The organism is Microbacterium sp. Z6_144 (genome assembly GCF_057197625.1).
Window position 1 is genome coordinate 453,404 of record NZ_JBXVPT010000002.1, and the last position, 15,810, is coordinate 469,213.

A 15,810-nucleotide genomic window follows, 5' to 3' on the forward strand; every position below is an offset into this window, starting at 1 on the left:
GTACGACCTAGGCCGCGGGCAGCAGAACATCACACCGACCCCCTCCTCCTCACGGAGACGTGCGTCCGCGCGCGGGTGGGTCGGGCCGGATGCGAAAGCGTGCGGTTTGACACCTGAACAGCGGTGCAGCATCGCCCGAGAGGGCGGCGAAGTGCCCGGCGCGCAAGCGCCACCGTGCGTCCAATGCCCGTGTTCCGAATGAGCACAGCGGTATGACGCGAGAAAGAGAGTGAGCAGACAATGGCGGGACAGAAGATCCGCATTCGCCTGAAGTCGTACGATCACGCCGGACTGGACTCGTCCGCGCGCAAGATCGTCGACACCGTGACCCGAGCCGGCGCGACCGTTGTCGGACCGGTGCCGCTGCCGACCGAGAAGAACGTCGTCGTCGTCATCCGGTCGCCGCACAAGTACAAGGACAGCCGCGAGCACTTCGAGATGCGCACCCACAAGCGCCTCATCGACATCATCGACCCGACGCCCAAGGCCGTCGACTCGCTGATGCGTCTCGACCTCCCGGCTGACGTCAACATCGAGATCAAGCTCTGAGGTCCGACATGGCACAGTCACATTCAGAACAGGTCAACTCCAAGGTTTCCAAGGGACTGCTGGGCACGAAGCTCGGCATGACCCAGGTCTGGGACGCGAACGGCAAGCTCGTTCCCGTCACCGTCATCGAGGTCGCTCCGAACGTGGTCACCCAGGTGCGCACGCCGGAGAAGGACGGCTACAACGCCGTTCAGATCGCCTACGGGCAGATCGACCCCCGCAAGGTGAACAAGCCGCTCACCGCCCACTTCGAGGCGGCCGGCGTGACTCCCCGTCGCCACCTCACCGAGATCCGCACCGCGGATGCCGCTGACTACTCACTCGGTCAGGAGCTCACCGCGGACGGTCTCTTCGAGGCCGGCCAGCTGGTCGACGTCGTCGGCACCAGCAAGGGCAAGGGCACGGCGGGTGTCATGAAGCGTCACAACTTCAAGGGTGTCTCCGCCTCGCACGGTTCGCACCGCAACCACCGCAAGCCCGGTTCGATCGGCGCCTCGTCGACCCCGAGCCGCGTGTTCAAGGGCATGCGCATGGCCGGCCGTATGGGTGGCGAGCGCGTGACCGTCCTCAACCTCACGGTGCACGCCGTCGACGCCGAGAAGGGTCTGCTGCTCGTCAAGGGCGCCGTCCCCGGCGCACGCGGCCGCATCGTCTACGTCCGCAACGCAGTGAAGGGTGCCTGATTACGATGGCTGACTCGACTCTCGCGCTCGACGTCGTGAAGGCAGACGGCAAGAAGGCCGGCTCCGTGGAGCTGCCCGCCGCTCTGTTCGACGTCAAGACGAACATTCCGCTCATCCACCAGGTCGTCGTCGCGCAGCGCGCGGCGGCTCGCCAGGGCACGCACTCGACCAAGCGTCGTGGCGAGGTCTCCGGCGCCGGCCGCAAGCCCTTCAAGCAGAAGGGCACCGGTAACGCCCGTCAGGGCTCCATCCGGGCGCCCCAGATGACCGGTGGTGGCATCGTGCACGGCCCGAAGCCCCGCGACTACGGCCAGCGCACCCCCAAGAAGATGATCGCCGCTGCGCTTCTGGGTGCACTGAGCGACCGTGCCCGCGGTGACCGTCTCCACGTCGTGGACTCGTTCGCCATCGAGGGCGCACCGTCCACGAAGGCTGCAGCCGCCGTGCTCTCCACGCTCGCCCCGGCGCAGAAGAGGGTGCTCGTCGTGATCGAGCGCGGTGACGAACTGACCATCAAGAGCGTGCGCAACCTCGCGTACGTCCACGTGCTCAGCTTCGACCAGTTGAACGCCTACGACGTGCTCGTCTCCGACGACATCGTCTTCACCAAGGCCGCCTACGACGCGTTCGTCGCGTCCAAGGGCGGCACCACCGAGGAGGTCTCGGCATGAGCAACATCGCCGTCAACAAGGACCCGCGCGACGTGATCCTGCGGCCGGTCGTCTCCGAGAAGAGCTACGGGCTCATCGACGAGGGCAAGTACACGTTCTACGTGGACACCCGCGCCACCAAGACCGAGATCAAGCTGGCGATCGAGAAGATCTTCGGTGTCAAGGTCGCCTCGGTGAACACGCTCAACCGGGCCGGTAAGACACGCCGCACCCGCTTCGGGACGGGAAAGCGCAAGGACACCAAGCGCGCCATCGTCACGCTGAAGTCGGGCACCATCGACATCTTCACGGCTGTCGGCTGACGGTCGGGACAGAAGGACACCAACTATGGCTATTCGCAAGTACAAGCCCACGACCCCCGGTCGCCGCGGCTCGTCGGTGGCGGACTTCGCTGAGATCACCCGATCGACGCCTGAGAAGTCTCTCCTCCGCCCGCTGTCCAAGACCGGTGGTCGCAACAACCAGGGTCGCATCACGACGCGTCACATCGGTGGTGGTCACAAGCGTCAGTACCGTCTGATCGACTTCCGTCGTAACGACAAGGACGGCGTCGACGCCAAGGTCGCGCACATCGAGTACGACCCCAACCGCACCGCGCGCATCGCGCTCCTGCACTACGTGGACGGCGAGAAGCGCTACATCCTCGCGCCGAACAAGCTGAAGCAGGGCGATGTCGTCGAGTCCGGTGCCGGCGCCGACATCAAGCCGGGCAACAACCTGCCGCTGCGCAACATCCCCACCGGTACCGTCATCCACGCCATCGAGCTCCGCCCCGGCGGCGGCGCGAAGATGGCCCGGTCGGCCGGCGCTTCGGTGCGTCTGGTCGCCAAGGACGGCCCGTACGCGCAGCTGCGTCTGCCCTCCGGCGAGATCCGCAACGTCGACTCGCGCTGCCGCGCCACCATCGGCGAGGTCGGCAACGCCGAGCAGTCGAACATCAACTGGGGCAAGGCCGGCCGCAAGCGCTGGAAAGGCGTGCGCCCGACCGTCCGTGGTGTCGCGATGAACCCGGTCGACCACCCGCACGGTGGTGGTGAGGGTAAGACCTCCGGTGGGCGTCACCCGGTGACGCCGTGGGGTCAGCCTGAGGGCCGCACCCGCCACGCCAACAAGGAAAGCGACAAGCTCATCGTCCGCCGTCGCACCGCCAGCAAGAAGCGCAAGTAGGTAGGAACAGAAGATGCCACGCAGTCTCAAGAAGGGCCCCTTCGTCGACGAGCACCTGCTTCGCAAGGTCGTGTCGCAGAACGAAGCCGGTACCAAGAACGTCATCAAGACCTGGTCTCGCCGATCGATGATCATCCCGGCGATGCTGGGCCACACGATCGCCGTCCACGACGGTCGCAAGCACATCCCCGTGTTCGTGACCGAGACCATGGTCGGCCACAAGCTCGGCGAATTCGCGCCCACCCGCACCTTCCGCGGCCATGTGAAGGACGACAAGAAGGGCCGCCGCCGCTGACGCGGAGGCGTAAGAGGAGAGAGAAATGGTGGAGTCCATCGCACGCGTGCGACACATCCGCGTGACCCCTCAGAAGGCTCGTCGTGTCGTCGCGCTCATCAAGGGCAAGCAGGCTCAGGAGGCCTTGGCCATCCTGAAGTTCGCGCCGCAGGGCGCCAGCGAGCCGATCTACAAGCTCGTCGCGTCGGCTATGGCCAACGCGCGAGTCACGGCCGACAAGACCAACGAGTTCCTGGATGACGCCGACCTGTACGTGTCCAACGCGTACGTCGACGAGGGCACGACGCTCAAGCGTTTCCAGCCCCGCGCGCAGGGTCGTGCGTTCCAGATCAAGAAGCGCACGAGCCACATCACGGTCGTGCTCTCGACGCCGGAGGTCGCGGACGCATCGACAGGCGCCGACGCCGGCACCACAAAGAAGGCGAGCAAGTAATGGGCCAGAAAGTCAACCCGTACGGCTTCCGCCTCGGTATCACCACGGACCACGTGTCCCGTTGGTTCTCGGATTCGACGAAGCCGGGACAGCGCTACGCCGACTACGTTGCCGAGGACATCAAGATCCGTCAGTTGCTGAAGACGCAGCTCGACCGTGCCGGTGTGAGCAACATCGAGATCGAGCGCACGCGTGACCGCGTCCGCGTCGACATCCACACCGCCCGCCCGGGCATCGTGATCGGCCGCCGCGGCGCCGAGGCCGAGCGCATCCGCTCCGACCTCGAGAAGCTCACCGGCAAGCAGATCCAGCTGAACATCCTCGAGGTCAAGAACCCCGAGGCCGACGCTCAGCTGGTCGCTCAGGGTATCGCCGAGCAGCTCTCCGCCCGCGTGGCCTTCCGCCGCGCGATGCGAAAGGGTCTGCAGGGCGCCCAGCGCGCTGGTGCCAAGGGTGTCCGCATCCAGGTCTCCGGCCGCCTCGGCGGCGCCGAGATGAGCCGGTCGGAGTTCTACCGCGAGGGTCGCGTGCCGCTGCACACCCTTCGCGCGAACATCGACTACGGCTTCTACGAGGCGAAGACCACCTTCGGTCGCATCGGCGTGAAGGTCTGGATCTACAAGGGCGATCTCACCAACAAGGAGCTCGCGCGCGAGCAGGCCAACGCCCCGAAGGCCCCCCGCGGTCGTGACGACCGTGGTGGAGACCGTCGCCGTAGCCCCCGCACCGATGCCCCCGTCGCAGAAGGAGCGTCTGCCTGATGCTTATCCCCCGCAAGGTCAAGTACCGCAAGCAGCACCACCCGGGTCGCTCCGGGCAGGCCACCGGTGGCACGCAGGTCTCCTTCGGAGACTTCGGCATCCAGGCGCTCACGCCCGCGTATGTGACGAACCGTCAGATCGAGTCCGCTCGTATCGCGATGACCCGTCACATCAAGCGTGGCGGCAAGGTGTGGATCAACATCTACCCCGACCGGCCGCTCACCAAGAAGCCTGCCGAAACCCGCATGGGTTCCGGTAAGGGTTCGCCGGAGTGGTGGGTCGCCAACGTCAAGCCGGGCCGTGTCCTCTTCGAGGTCGCGGGCGTCAGCGAGGAACTTGCTCGTGAGGCGCTGACCCGTGCCATTCACAAGCTGCCTCTGAAGGCACGCATCATCAAGCGCGAGGAGGGCGACGCGTAATGGCGATCGGCACCAAGACGCTCGCACCCAGCGAGCTCGACACGTTCGAAGACTCCCGTCTCGTGGAGGAGCTCCGCAAGGCCAAGGAAGAGCTGTTCAACCTGCGCTTCCAGTCGGCCACCGGCCAGCTCGAGAGCCACGGCCGCATCCGTGCGGTCAAGCGCGACATCGCGCGGCTGTACACCGTGATCCGCGAGCGCGAGCTCGGGATCCGGGCCACGCCGGCGCCGGTTGCTGCCCCGAAGGCGAAGAAGTCCACGAGGGCCAAGAAGGCGGATACCGCTGACGAGGCCGTGAAGGAAGAGGCTGAGTGATGGCCACCACCAAGAAGACCGCTGAGGTCGCCCCCGAGGCAGCCGGGCACGAGAGCTCCGCGCACGACGTGCGCGACGCCGACGCCCGCGGGTACCGCAAGTCCCGCCGCGGCTACGTCGTGAGCGACAAGATGGACAAGACGATCGTCGTCGAGGTCGAGGACCGCGTGAAGCACCCGCTCTACGGCAAGGTCATCCGCCGCACCTCCAAGGTGAAGGCGCACGATGAGGCGAACTCGGCCGGCATCGGCGACCTCGTCCTGATCAACGAGACCCGTCCGCTCAGCGCCACCAAGCGCTGGCGCCTGGTCGAGATTCTCGAGAAGGCCAAGTGATCGCATGATTCAGAACGAATCCCGAATCAAGGTCGCCGACAACACCGGCGCCAAGGAGCTGCTCACCATCCGTGTGCTCGGTGGCTCCAACCGTCGGTACGCGGGCCTGGGCGACGTCATCGTCGCCACGGTCAAGGACGCGATTCCCGGCGGCAACGTCAAGAAGGGCGATGTCGTCAAGGCAGTCGTCGTTCGCGTCGTGAAGCAGACCCGCCGTCCCGACGGCTCATACATCAAGTTCGACGAGAACGCCGCCGTGATCCTGAAGAGCGACGGGGAGCCGCGTGGCACCCGCATCTTCGGGCCGGTCGGTCGTGAACTTCGCGACAAGAAGTTCATGAAGATCGTCTCGCTCGCCCCGGAGGTCATTTGATCATGGCGAAGATCAAGAAGGGCGACCTGGTTCAGGTCATCTCGGGCCCCAAGCCCGAGCGCGGCGGAGATCGCGGTAAGCAGGGCAAGGTCCTCGAGGTCCTCGTCGAGCAGAACCGCGTGATCGTCGAAGGCGTGAACTACGTCACCAAGCACAACCGCGTGGGTCAGACCCAGCGCGGAACCAAGACGGGCGGCATCGAAACCTTCGAAGCCCCCATCCACATCTCCAACGTCGCCCTGGTCGACCCCGAGACCAAGAAGCCGACCCGCGTCGGCCACCGGGTCGAGGAGCAGGTCAAGGACGGCGTCAAGCGCACGGTTCGCGTGCGCTTCGCGAAGAAGTCAGGCAAGGACCTCTGAATATGAGCACCGCGACTGCCGCGGAGGCTGGCAAGATCCAGCCCCGCCTGAAGCAGAAGTACCGGAACGAGATCCAGCAGAAACTGCGGGAAGAGTTCGGGTACACCAACGTCATGCAGATCCCCGGCCTGGTCAAGGTCGTGGTGAACACCGGCGTCGGCGAGGCTGCTCGTGACAGCAAGGTGATCGATGGTGCGGTCGACGACCTCACCAAGATCACCGGCCAGAAGCCGCTCGTCACGAAGGCCCGCAAGTCCATCGCGCAGTTCAAGCTGCGCGAGGGCCAGCCCATCGGCGCACACGTCACCCTCCGCGGTGACCGTGCGTGGGAGTTCATCGACCGTCTCGTGAACCTCGCGCTTCCCCGCATCCGCGACTTCCGTGGCCTGTCGGACCGTCAGTTCGACGGCACCGGCAACTACACGTTCGGACTCCAGGAGCAGGCCGTGTTCCACGAGATCGACCAGGACCGGATCGACCGGGTCCGCGGTTTCGACATCACCATCGTCACCACGGCGAAGACCGATGAAGAGGGCCGCTCGCTGCTGCGTCAGCTGGGCTTCCCCTTCCGTTCCGCCGAGCAGGCCTGACAACTCCACAATCCAAGCCCCGTCCCCGAGCCTGTCGGAGGGACGAGGCATCCATGGAAGGTCGTCTGCCGCGTAACGGCAGCCGAAACCTCATGATCGAAAGAAGCAACCCATGACGATGACAGACCCGGTCGCAGACATGCTGACCCGTCTGCGCAACGCGAACTCGGCGCACCACGACTCCGTGTCGCTGCCGAGCTCCAAGCTCAAGACCCACATCGCCGACATCCTCCAGCAGGAGGGCTACATCGCCGGGTGGACCGTCGAGGACGCCCGCGTCGGCCAGACGCTCACGCTGCAGCTGAAGTACGGCCCGAACCGCGAGCGGTCGATCGCCGGCATCAAGCGCGTGTCCAAGCCCGGTCTGCGCGTGTACGCACGTTCGACCGAGATCCCCACCGTCCTCGGTGGCCTCGGCGTCGCCATCCTGTCCACCTCCTCCGGTCTGCTCACAGACCGCCAGGCCGAGCAGAAGGGCGTGGGCGGGGAAGTTCTCGCCTACGTGTGGTGATCTGACATGTCGCGTATCGGACGTCTTCCCATCGACATCCCCTCCGACGTCACCGTCACGGTGACCGGCTCGGATGTCGCCGTCAAGGGCCCCCGGGGCGAGCTTTCGCTCACCGTGGCGCGCCCCATCGAGGTCAAGGTCGAGGACAACCAGGTCTTCGTCTCCCGTCCCGACGACGAGCGCGAGTCGCGGTCGCTTCACGGCCTGACCCGCACGCTCATCAACAACAACATCATCGGTGTCACCCAGGGCTACACCAAGGGCCTCGAGGTCGTCGGCACGGGTTACCGTGTCGCCCAGCGGGGCAGCTTGATCGAGTTCGCGCTCGGTTTCTCCCACCCCGTGCTCGTGGAGCCGCCCGCCGGCATCACGTTCACGGTCGAGGGCAACAACCGCGTGACCGTGACCGGCATCGACAAGCAGGCCGTCGGCGAGGCCGCAGCCAACATCCGCAAGATCCGCAAGCCCGAGCCCTACAAGGGCAAGGGTGTGCGTTACGCGGGCGAGGTCGTCCGTCGCAAGGCCGGAAAGAGTGGTAAGTAGCCATGGCTCTCAAGTCAAAGTCTGACGCCCGTAGCCGTCGTCACACGCGCCTTCGCAAGAAGGTCGTGGGCAGCGAGGCTCGTCCTCGCCTCGTCGTGACCCGCTCGGCGCGCCACGTCTTCGTCCAGCTGGTGGACGACAGCAAGGGTCACACCGTGGCCTCCGCATCCACCCTCGAGACCGACCTCCGGGCGCTCGATGGGGACAAGACCGCCAAGGCGCGCAAGGTCGGCGAACTCGTCGCCGAGCGTGCAAAGGCCGCCGGGGTCACCGACGTGGTCTTCGACCGCGGTGGTAACCGGTACGCCGGTCGCGTCGCCGCGATCGCCGAAGGCGCCCGCGAAGGAGGGCTGAACCTGTGAGTGACAACAAGGAGACCGAAGTGACCGATGCGTCCCAGGCCGCACCGGCCACGGCCGAGACGGCCACCGCCGGCACGGCCGACGCCAGCCGCGAGCCTCGTGAGGCCCGCCGCGGCGGGCGCGAGCGCAACCCGAACCGCGGTGACCGCGGATCGCGCGACCGCAACGAGAGCCAGTTCCTCGAGCGCGTCGTGACGATCAACCGCGTGTCGAAGGTCGTCAAGGGCGGCCGCCGGTTCAGCTTCACGGCCCTCGTGGTCGTGGGCGACGGAAACGGCGTCGTCGGCGTCGGATACGGCAAGGCCCGCGAGGTGCCCCTGGCGATCTCGAAGGGCGTCGAAGAGGCCAAGCGCAACTTCTTCCGCGTGCCGCGCGTCGGCTCGACCATCCCGCACCCCGTGCAGGGTGAGGCCGCCGCCGGTGTCGTGCTGCTTCGTCCCGCCGCTGCCGGTACCGGTGTCATCGCCGGTGGTCCGGTGCGTGCGGTGCTGGAGTGCGCCGGCATCCACGACATCCTGTCGAAGTCGCTCGGCTCGTCGAACACGATCAACATCGTGCACGCGACCGTCGCCGCGCTGAAGCAGCTCGAAGAGCCCCGCGCCGTGGCCGCCCGCCGTGGCCTGGAGTACGACGCGGTCGTCCCCGGCATCATCATCCGCAACGAGGCCAAGGCCGCCGCTGCGGCGAAGGCAGGTGTCTGATGGCGAGCCGACTCAAGGTGACCCAGATCAAGTCCAAGGTGAGCGAGAAGCAGAACCAGCGTGACACGCTGCGCAGCCTCGGTCTCAAGCGGATCGGCGACGCCGTCGTCCGTCCCGACGACGCGCAGACGCGCGGCTACGTCAAGACCGTCGCCCACCTCGTGAAGGTTGAGGAGATCGACTGATGGCTGACAACGACAACGTCGCTGCCGACAAGCCCGCCAAGAAGGCGCCCGCGCGCAAGCCCGCGGCCGCCAGGGCGACCAAGCCCGCCGCCGCCCAGGCCGCCGCTCCGGCGACGCGTCCGGGTGTGCTGAAGGTGCACCACCTGCGTCCGGTCCCCGGCGCCCACACCGCCAAGACCCGTGTCGGTCGCGGTGAGGGCTCCAAGGGTAAGACCGCGGGCCGTGGCACCAAGGGCACCAAGGCCCGCTACTCGGTGCGCATCGGCTTCGAGGGTGGCCAGATGCCGCTGCACATGCGGACGCCGAAGCTGCGCGGGTTCAAGAACCCGTTCCGCGTCGAGTACCAGGTCGTGAACCTGGACAAGCTCGCGGATCTGTACCCCTCCGGTGGCGACGTGACCGTGAGCGACCTGGTCGCCAAGGGCGCCGTGCGCAAGAACGAGAAGGTCAAGGTGCTCGGCACCGGCGACATCTCGGTGAAGCTGAACGTGACGGTCGACAAGGTCTCGGGTTCTGCCGAGCAGAAGATCGTCGCGGCGGGCGGCTCGGTCAACTGACCTCGCCTGCATCTCAGAGGGCCGGAGCGCGCTAGCTCCGGCCCTCTGGGTTACCCTGGTTGTCTGTGCGCCTCTGCGCGCCGGAACCACTCTGGAGGAATCCACTTGTTCAGCGCCATCGCGCGGGTCTTCCGCACGCCTGACCTGCGTCGCAAGATCGCCTTCACCCTGGGCATCATCGCGATCTACCGGTTCGGCGCACACATTCCGACGCCGTTCGTGGACTTCCCGAACGTGCAGTCCTGTCTCGACCAGCAGGGGAGCACCGAGGGGCTGCTGTCCCTGGTGAACCTCTTCTCCGGTGGTGCGCTGCTGCAACTGTCGATCTTCGCGCTGGGCGTCATGCCCTACATCACCGCGACGATCATCGTGCAGCTCCTGCGCGTGGTCATCCCGCACTTCGAGACCCTCTACAAGGAGGGCCAGGCCGGGCAGTCGCGTCTGACCCAGTACACGCGCTACCTCACGATCGCGCTGGCACTGCTGCAGTCCACGACCCTCGTGACGGTCGCCCGCAGCGGACAGCTGCTGGGCGTCGGCATCCCGGAGTGCGAGAACCTCCTCACCAACGACGTGTGGTGGGCCCAGCTACTCATGATCATCACCATGACCGCCGGTACCGGCCTCATCATGTGGTTCGCCGAGCTGGTCACCGAGCGCGGTGTCGGCAACGGCATGTCGATCCTCATCTTCACCTCGATCGCCGCGACCTTCCCGGCCGCGATGTGGTCGATCTGGCAGGCCCGCGGCTTCGAGATCTTCCTCCTCGTGCTGGCCGTCGGAATCCTCGTCGTCGCTCTCGTCGTCTTCGTCGAGCAGTCCCAGCGCCGCATCCCGGTGCAGTACGCCCGGCGGATGGTGGGACGCCGGACCTACGGCGGAACCAACACGTACATCCCGATCAAGGTCAACATGGCCGGTGTCGTCCCGGTCATCTTCGCCTCGTCGCTGCTGTACATCCCCGCGCTGATCGCGCAGTTCAACCAGCCGCAGGCAGGGCAGGAGACCCCGGGCTGGGTGGTGTGGATCTCGCAGTACTTCACGACGGGCGACCACCCGCTGTACATGCTGGTCTACTTCCTCCTCATCATCGGCTTCACCTACTTCTACGTCGCGATCACCTTCAACCCGGTCGACGTCGCCGACAACATGAAGCGCTACGGCGGCTTCATCCCCGGCATCCGCGCGGGGCGGCCCACGGCCGAGTACCTCGACTACGTCCTCACCCGCATCACGCTGCCCGGATCGATCTACCTGGGCCTCATCGCCCTCCTGCCGCTCATCGCCCTCGCCACCGTCGGCGCCAACCAGAACTTCCCGTTCGGCGGCGCGTCGATCCTGATCATCGTCGGTGTGGGCCTGGAGACCGTGAAGCAGATCGACGCCCAGCTGCAGCAGCGTCACTACGAAGGGCTCCTCCGCTGATGGCTCAGGCTGTGCGTCTCCTCATCGTCGGTCCGCAGGGTTCGGGGAAGGGCACTCAGGGCGTCCGCATCGCCGAGGCCTTCGGCATCCCCGTCGTCTCCACCGGCGACGTCTTCCGCGCCAACGTGGCCGAGCGCACCGAGCTGGGCCTGCAGGTGCGCGAGATCATCGACGCCGGCCGGCTCGTCCCCGACGAGCTCACCAGCGCCGTCGTGCGCGACCGGCTGTCGAAGGAGGATGCCGCGGGCGGGTTCCTCCTCGACGGGTACCCCCGCAACCTCGGGCAGGTGATGCACCTGGACGAGTTCCTCGGCGGGCGCGACGAGAGCCTGGACGCCGTCCTGGCGCTCGTGGTGCCCCGCGAGGAGTCCATCGAGCGGCTCACAAAGCGTGCGCAGGAGCAGGGCCGCGCGGATGACACCGAAGAGGCCATCGCGCACCGTCTGGCGATCTACGACTCCGAGACCGCGCCGATCCTCGGCGTGTACGGCGCACGGGGCATCGTCGACGAGGTCGACGGCATCGGCACCCTCGACGAGGTCACCGAGCGGATCTTCGCTGCGCTCGAGGCCCGCGGCCTCGCGCGCACGGCCGCGGCCTGACGTGGTGTTCCGCTCGTCCGCATACAAGACGCCCGCGCAGCTGCGGGCGATGGTGGAGCCGGGGCTCATCACGGCGGCGGCCCTGGACGCGGTGCGCGCCCTGGTCGCACCCGGTGTGACGACGCTCGAGTTGGACGCCGAGGCATCCCGCGTCATCCTCTCCCGCGGCGCCCGCTCGAACTTCCAGCTCGTGCGGGGCTACCGGCACACTCTCTGCACGTCGGTGAACGAAGAGGTCGTGCACGGCATCCCCGGTGACCGGGTGCTGCAGGCCGGCGACCTCGTCTCGATCGACGCCGGCGCCGAGCTGCGCGGATGGAACGGCGACTCGGCGATCAGCGTCATCGTGCCGGGGGAGGTGCCCACCGATGTCGTGGCGGCGCGCCGGCGGCTCTCCGAGGTCACGGAGGGGTCGCTCTGGGCCGGCATCGCGAGGCTCGCGACCGCATCGCACCTCGGCGAGGTGGGCTCGGCCATCCAGGACTACATCGACGAGCACGCGCCCGAGGGCGGGTACGGCATCCTGCGCGACTACGTCGGGCACGGCATCGGCCGCAAGATGCACGAGTCGCCGAGCGTGTTCAACTACCGCACGCCCGACCCCGGCGCGCCCGTGCGACCGGGCCTCGCCGTCGCGATCGAGCCGATGGTGGTCGCCGGTGACCAGGAGACCTTCGTCGAGGACGACGGCTGGACCGTGTCGACCGTCGACGGGTCGGACGGCTCACACTGGGAACATAGCGTGGCCGTGCATGATGGAGGGGTCTGGGTGCTCACCGCCCCCGACGGCGGTGCCGAGAAGCTCGCGCCGTTCGGAGTCGTCCCGAAGGAGATCTGACCGTCATGGCCGCCCCCCGGAAGGTCAATTGGTTCGCGATCGGCGTCAGCATCGCCGTCGTGGTCGTGCTGATCGGTGTCGGCGCCGCGGTGTGGTGGGGAAACGCCGTGGCGAACTCCGCCGGTGAGGTGCCCGACACTCCCGCGGTGAACGCGGAGACCGGCGCCATCGCGGTGGGCGAGGGCCCCGACACGGTGGACACCTACGTGGACTTCATGTGCCCGGTCTGCAACGACTTCGAGCAGGCCTACGGCCCCACCCTCGAAGAGCTCGCCGCCGACGGCACCATCACGCTCAACATCCACCCCATCACGATCCTCGACCGTTTCTCCGGCGGCACGGAGTACTCCACGCGTTCTGCCGGCGCGGCGTACTGCGTGGCAGAGGACGACCCGGCCAACGTCCTCCCCTTCGTCCAGGCGATGTTCGCGAACCAGCCCGCCGAGAACTCCTCGGGCCTCACCGACGACGAGATCATCGCGATCGCCGAGCAGTCCGGAGCATCCCCCGATGCCGCCGAATGCATCGCGGACGGCACCTACACGCGATTCGCGACGGCGATGACCCGCGAGACGCCCGTGCAGGAGGGGTCGTCCGGCATCGCGACCCCGACCGTCGTGGTGAACGGGGAGGTTCTCTCGAACCAGACCGACCTGACCGGCGACCCCCAGGCCGACATCGTCGCCCGCCTGGGCTGAGCGCCCCCCCGTCCCCCGTCCCCCCGTCATCCGCCGAGAAACGACGTTCCGGACGAGAAACGGCGCGCCGCGTCCTGTCTCGTCCGGAACGTCGTTTCTCGCTCAGCGGGAGCGCGGATTGCGGCGGAGAGTCGCCAGCATCGGATGCTGCGGCGCGAAGGGCTGCGGCACCCCGGCGTGCGTCAGGGCGGTGCAGAGGGGCGTGACGCGCATCGCAGCCGCCAGATCCCAGCGGGCGAAACCGCGCTCGTGACGGCGGAGTCGGTCTTCGCGCTGCTTCTCCGTGCGGATCCGCCGCGCCGCCTCTCCGGGGTCGTCGGTGTACTTGTCGTAGCCGTCGGATTCGCCGATCGCGCGGTACGCCGCCCAGTAGAAGTCGGAGCGATCCCCTCGTAGTGGAACACCTGCTGCAGTTCGGGCGGGGGGAAGCCGCACCACTGGATCACCGCCCGGCTGACGGATTCGCCGACCGACTCGGCGCGCGCATCCAGGTGGGGGAGCACCCAGCGCAGGCGCCTGCTCCCGCGCCCGTTCACCTGCGCGGCCGCGATGTCTCCGAGAAGCCCGGGGCTCACGCTGTCGGGGAATCCCCGGAGGGCAGCGTCGCCCACCGCGAGGCCGAACGCCGGCGGAAGGGCGCGGATGAGATCGACCGTCGTGTCCTCCGGCGACGTGACCGAGAGGGCGCCGACGCTCACGACCCGCGGGTCGGCGCTGGTATGGACGGCCACGTCCCCGAAGCGGTGCGACCGATCCCGGCCAGGGTCGTACACGTGGATGTCCCGGGGCTCGCCGAACAGCGGAAGGCCGAGAAGGGCGGCCGCGGATTCGAGGCAGAAGACGGCCCCGGGCGAGACGGACGCGAAAGCGTGCACCCGCGCCAGATAGCGCTCCCAGGGTTTCAGGTCTTCCCACGCCTGGCGGGGCGCGTACACCCCGGGTCTCACCCTCACGCGGCGATCGTCCTCGCGAAGGCGCAGGCCCGCCTCCTCGGCATCCCGCGCCCGCAGGAGGGGCAGAGGGGATGGCATCAGCGGGTCACCGGGTACAAGCAGCATCCCGACATGGTGGCCCGCGACACGCGCGCCGCCCGCGCGCATCCCGCGTCCCGTGGACAACCCGCCCGAATCAGCCCCGGGGGAGGAGTGGTCGGGCGCGCCTTCCCTGCCGCCGGGTGCCCCGAGAAACTACGGGCGGGACGAGACGTAACGCGCCGCGCCGTTTTTCGCCCGCATCGTCGTTTCTCGCCGGGGGAGAGGGGAGGAGCGGGGGGCGGGGGCCGGCGAGCGGCGGGGAGGAGCGGGGGGCTGGTTTGCCGGGGGGCGCAATACCACGTATGATTGGTCGTTGGTGCTTTGCGCCTCTATTGGCGTGTCGAAGCACCGAATCCCATCCACCGCAGACCGACCGGTCTGCAACAAGCGATAGCGAGTATATGGCGAAGAAAGACGGTGTCATCGAGATCGAGGGTGTCATCTCCGAGGCCCTGCCCAACGCGATGTTCCGCGTCGAGCTGACCAACGGACACAAGGTGCTCGCCACGATCTCCGGCAAGATGCGGCAGAACTACATCCGCATCATCCCCGAAGACCGTGTCGTCGTGGAACTCAGCCCCTACGACCTCACCCGGGGCCGGATCGTCTATCGCTACCGCTAGGCCGGTCGAGAAGTAACGACCGTGCTTCGAAAGCTCAGCAGCCGAAGCGCGGTACGAAGACAGCGAACAGGAACATCATGAAGGTCAATCCCAGCGTCAAGCCCATCTGCGATCACTGCAAGGTCATCCGCCGTCACGGCCGGGTGATGGTGATCTGCAAGAGCAACCCGCGCCACAAGCAGCGCCAGGGCTGAGGCTTCGACAAGCTCAGCCACCGGCTGGCAGCTCGGCCACCGGCTGAGCCACTCACAACTGAATACATAACGGCAGGATCAGATCTCCCGCTCCCGGACCCCTCGACAAGCTCGGGGACCGCGATCGGGAGGGACACCTCGGGGCGGAGGCCCGGGCACCGATCCTGCTCCACACCTCCACGACACTCCTTTGGAGATCCGCATGGCACGTCTCGCCGGCGTCGACATCCCGCGCGACAAGCGCGTGGTCATCGCCCTGACCTACATCTACGGCGTTGGCCGTACCCGCTCGAACGAGATCCTCACGGCAACCGGCATCGGCCCGGATGTCCGCGTCAAGGACCTGACCGACGACCAGTTGATCGCGCTGCGCGATCACATCGAAGGCACCTACAAGGTGGAGGGTGACCTCCGCCGCGAGGTCGCCGCCGACATCCGCCGCAAGGTCGAGATCGGCTCCTACGAGGGCATCCGCCACCGTCGCGGCCTTCCGGTGCGCGGCCAGCGCACGAAGACCAACGCGCGCACCCGCAAGGGTCCGAAGCGCACGGTCGCCGGCAAGAAGAAGGCGCGCTAGGCCTCCGC

Annotated in this window: 28 protein-coding genes; 27 read left to right on the forward strand and 1 reads right to left on the reverse strand. The window is 67.4% G+C overall.

Annotated features, from left to right (window positions below; genetic code table 11):
• Positions 1-240: 240 nt before the first annotated feature.
• The 24 genes from rpsJ to AC2DGY_RS14270 all read left to right on the forward strand — a co-directional run bounded on the left by rpsJ (position 241) and on the right by AC2DGY_RS14270 (position 13,374).
• Entirely contained in the window at positions 241-549 is a 309-nt protein-coding gene (gene rpsJ, locus AC2DGY_RS14155; RefSeq protein ID WP_045246810.1) for a 30S ribosomal protein S10, read from the forward strand.
• Between the two features lie 8 nt (positions 550-557).
• Complete coding sequence (gene rplC / locus AC2DGY_RS14160) at positions 558-1,232, forward strand: 50S ribosomal protein L3 (RefSeq protein WP_484510397.1); 675 nt, start codon at positions 558-560, stop codon at positions 1,230-1,232.
• Between the two features lie 5 nt (positions 1,233-1,237).
• Entirely contained in the window at positions 1,238-1,903 is a 666-nt protein-coding gene (gene rplD / locus AC2DGY_RS14165) for a 50S ribosomal protein L4 (RefSeq protein WP_484510398.1), read from the forward strand.
• Positions 1,900-2,205, forward strand: a complete 306-nt coding sequence (gene rplW, locus AC2DGY_RS14170) for a 50S ribosomal protein L23 (protein WP_484510399.1) — start codon at positions 1,900-1,902, stop codon at positions 2,203-2,205. Before rplD ends, rplW begins: the two co-directional genes overlap by 4 nt.
• A gap of 25 nt (positions 2,206-2,230) precedes the next feature.
• Positions 2,231-3,070, forward strand: coding sequence for a 50S ribosomal protein L2 (gene rplB, locus AC2DGY_RS14175; RefSeq protein WP_484510400.1), 840 nt, complete (start codon positions 2,231-2,233; stop codon positions 3,068-3,070).
• Between the two features lie 13 nt (positions 3,071-3,083).
• Entirely contained in the window at positions 3,084-3,365 is a 282-nt protein-coding gene (rpsS, locus tag AC2DGY_RS14180) for a 30S ribosomal protein S19 (protein WP_147911206.1), read from the forward strand.
• A 25-nt stretch (positions 3,366-3,390) separates the two neighbouring features.
• Positions 3,391-3,798, forward strand: coding sequence for a 50S ribosomal protein L22 (gene rplV / locus AC2DGY_RS14185; RefSeq protein ID WP_484510401.1), 408 nt, complete (start codon positions 3,391-3,393; stop codon positions 3,796-3,798).
• Entirely contained in the window at positions 3,798-4,559 is a 762-nt protein-coding gene (gene rpsC, locus AC2DGY_RS14190; protein ID WP_484510402.1) for a 30S ribosomal protein S3, read from the forward strand. Before rplV ends, rpsC begins: the two co-directional genes overlap by 1 nt.
• A complete protein-coding gene (gene rplP / locus AC2DGY_RS14195; protein WP_484510403.1) occupies positions 4,559-4,978 on the forward strand; it encodes a 50S ribosomal protein L16 in 420 nt (139 codons plus the stop codon). Before rpsC ends, rplP begins: the two co-directional genes overlap by 1 nt.
• The gene (gene rpmC, locus AC2DGY_RS14200) at positions 4,978-5,292 is read left to right on the forward strand and encodes a 50S ribosomal protein L29 (RefSeq protein WP_484510404.1); all 315 of its coding nucleotides are present in this window, start codon (positions 4,978-4,980) and stop codon (positions 5,290-5,292) included. Before rplP ends, rpmC begins: the two co-directional genes overlap by 1 nt.
• Positions 5,292-5,627, forward strand: coding sequence for a 30S ribosomal protein S17 (gene rpsQ, locus AC2DGY_RS14205; RefSeq protein WP_484510405.1), 336 nt, complete (start codon positions 5,292-5,294; stop codon positions 5,625-5,627). Before rpmC ends, rpsQ begins: the two co-directional genes overlap by 1 nt.
• A 4-nt stretch (positions 5,628-5,631) precedes the next feature.
• Entirely contained in the window at positions 5,632-6,000 is a 369-nt protein-coding gene (rplN, locus tag AC2DGY_RS14210; protein WP_484510406.1) for a 50S ribosomal protein L14, read from the forward strand.
• 2 nt (positions 6,001-6,002) lie between these two features.
• The gene (gene rplX / locus AC2DGY_RS14215) at positions 6,003-6,362 is read left to right on the forward strand and encodes a 50S ribosomal protein L24 (protein ID WP_484510407.1); all 360 of its coding nucleotides are present in this window, start codon (positions 6,003-6,005) and stop codon (positions 6,360-6,362) included.
• 2 nt (positions 6,363-6,364) lie between these two features.
• Positions 6,365-6,952 (forward strand): 50S ribosomal protein L5, encoded by a 588-nt coding sequence (gene rplE, locus AC2DGY_RS14220; RefSeq protein ID WP_484510408.1) that lies wholly within the window; start codon positions 6,365-6,367, stop codon positions 6,950-6,952.
• Between the two features lie 112 nt (positions 6,953-7,064).
• Entirely contained in the window at positions 7,065-7,463 is a 399-nt protein-coding gene (rpsH, locus tag AC2DGY_RS14225) for a 30S ribosomal protein S8 (RefSeq protein ID WP_484510409.1), read from the forward strand.
• A 6-nt stretch (positions 7,464-7,469) separates the two neighbouring features.
• Positions 7,470-8,006, forward strand: a complete 537-nt coding sequence (gene rplF, locus AC2DGY_RS14230; protein ID WP_484510410.1) for a 50S ribosomal protein L6 — start codon at positions 7,470-7,472, stop codon at positions 8,004-8,006.
• Positions 8,007-8,008: 2 nt separating this feature from the next.
• Positions 8,009-8,368, forward strand: coding sequence for a 50S ribosomal protein L18 (rplR, locus tag AC2DGY_RS14235; protein ID WP_484510411.1), 360 nt, complete (start codon positions 8,009-8,011; stop codon positions 8,366-8,368).
• Positions 8,365-9,069: a 30S ribosomal protein S5 gene (gene rpsE, locus AC2DGY_RS14240; RefSeq protein WP_484510412.1), complete on the forward strand. Its 705-nt coding sequence runs from the start codon at positions 8,365-8,367 to the stop codon at positions 9,067-9,069. Before rplR ends, rpsE begins: the two co-directional genes overlap by 4 nt.
• On the forward strand, positions 9,069-9,254 hold the full coding sequence (rpmD, locus tag AC2DGY_RS14245; RefSeq protein ID WP_135063347.1) for a 50S ribosomal protein L30: 186 nt from the start codon (positions 9,069-9,071) through the stop codon (positions 9,252-9,254). The genes rpsE and rpmD overlap by 1 nt, the downstream gene beginning before the upstream one ends.
• Positions 9,254-9,811, forward strand: coding sequence for a 50S ribosomal protein L15 (gene rplO, locus AC2DGY_RS14250; protein ID WP_484510413.1), 558 nt, complete (start codon positions 9,254-9,256; stop codon positions 9,809-9,811). Before rpmD ends, rplO begins: the two co-directional genes overlap by 1 nt.
• Before the next feature lie 105 nt (positions 9,812-9,916).
• Complete coding sequence (secY, locus tag AC2DGY_RS14255; protein ID WP_484510414.1) at positions 9,917-11,236, forward strand: preprotein translocase subunit SecY; 1,320 nt, start codon at positions 9,917-9,919, stop codon at positions 11,234-11,236.
• Positions 11,236-11,838, forward strand: coding sequence for an adenylate kinase (locus AC2DGY_RS14260; protein WP_484510415.1), 603 nt, complete (start codon positions 11,236-11,238; stop codon positions 11,836-11,838). The genes secY and AC2DGY_RS14260 overlap by 1 nt, the downstream gene beginning before the upstream one ends.
• Before the next feature lies 1 nt (position 11,839).
• Entirely contained in the window at positions 11,840-12,676 is an 837-nt protein-coding gene (gene map, locus AC2DGY_RS14265; RefSeq protein ID WP_484510416.1) for a type I methionyl aminopeptidase, read from the forward strand.
• 5 nt (positions 12,677-12,681) lie between these two features.
• The gene (locus AC2DGY_RS14270) at positions 12,682-13,374 is read left to right on the forward strand and encodes a DsbA family protein (RefSeq protein ID WP_484510417.1); all 693 of its coding nucleotides are present in this window, start codon (positions 12,682-12,684) and stop codon (positions 13,372-13,374) included.
• A gap of 182 nt (positions 13,375-13,556) precedes the next feature.
• Here AC2DGY_RS14270 and AC2DGY_RS14275 read toward each other — a convergent pair whose 3' ends face one another.
• A complete protein-coding gene (locus tag AC2DGY_RS14275; RefSeq protein WP_484510418.1) occupies positions 13,557-14,432 on the reverse strand; it encodes a hypothetical protein in 876 nt (291 codons plus the stop codon).
• 377 nt (positions 14,433-14,809) lie between these two features.
• Between AC2DGY_RS14275 and infA the strand changes: the two genes are divergently transcribed.
• The 3 genes from infA to rpsM all read left to right on the forward strand — a co-directional run bounded on the left by infA (position 14,810) and on the right by rpsM (position 15,802).
• A complete protein-coding gene (infA, locus tag AC2DGY_RS14280) occupies positions 14,810-15,031 on the forward strand; it encodes a translation initiation factor IF-1 (protein ID WP_028496510.1) in 222 nt (73 codons plus the stop codon).
• 77 nt (positions 15,032-15,108) lie between these two features.
• Positions 15,109-15,225, forward strand: coding sequence for a 50S ribosomal protein L36 (gene rpmJ / locus AC2DGY_RS14285; RefSeq protein WP_005050492.1), 117 nt, complete (start codon positions 15,109-15,111; stop codon positions 15,223-15,225).
• A gap of 202 nt (positions 15,226-15,427) precedes the next feature.
• Positions 15,428-15,802: a 30S ribosomal protein S13 gene (rpsM, locus tag AC2DGY_RS14290; protein WP_484510419.1), complete on the forward strand. Its 375-nt coding sequence runs from the start codon at positions 15,428-15,430 to the stop codon at positions 15,800-15,802.
• The last annotated feature ends 8 nt before the right edge of the window (positions 15,803-15,810 follow it).